This is a genomic window from Janthinobacterium agaricidamnosum NBRC 102515 = DSM 9628 (assembly GCF_000723165.1).
Taxonomy (GTDB): domain Bacteria; phylum Pseudomonadota; class Gammaproteobacteria; order Burkholderiales; family Burkholderiaceae_D; genus Janthinobacterium; species Janthinobacterium agaricidamnosum.
Genome location: NZ_HG322949.1, coordinates 5,884,498 through 5,884,917 on the forward strand (window position 1 = coordinate 5,884,498; position 420 = coordinate 5,884,917).

Genomic DNA, 420 nt, shown 5'->3' on the forward strand with positions numbered 1-420 from the left:
TGTTGATTTGCAGTGAAATCTGACCCAGTTTGCCGCATATTTTGCAAACCGAACTGACCCACGTATAAGACACAATCCTGCTCATCACATTGAGCGGGGAATTGGAGTGATCGACGTGGCATTACTAGGCATTATTCGACGCTGGCACATTCGCGACCAGGTCCCATTGAGAGAGATCGCCAGGCGACTGGGCATCTCCAGAAACACCGTCCGGCGCCACCTGCGCTCCGGAACCATAGAGCCAGCCTACGCTGAGCGGCGCTCCACCCGCGCCATCGACAAATACGCGTTCCAGCTTTCAGCACTCCTCAAGTCTGAGGCGGCTAAGTCACGCAAGCAGCGGCGCACGCTGAAACAGATCCACGAGGACTTAAAAGAATTGGGGTTCGAGGGGTCTTACGACAGGGTCGCGGCGTTCGC

The 420-nt window shown here is 56.2% G+C and carries 1 pseudogene; it reads left to right on the forward strand.

Going from position 1 to position 420, the window contains the following annotated elements:
- Positions 1 to 106: 106 nt before the first annotated feature.
- Positions 107 to 418 (forward strand): annotated as a pseudogene (locus GJA_RS25505) (helix-turn-helix domain-containing protein); the annotation flags it as partial.
- Between the last annotated feature and the right edge of the window lie 2 nt (positions 419 to 420).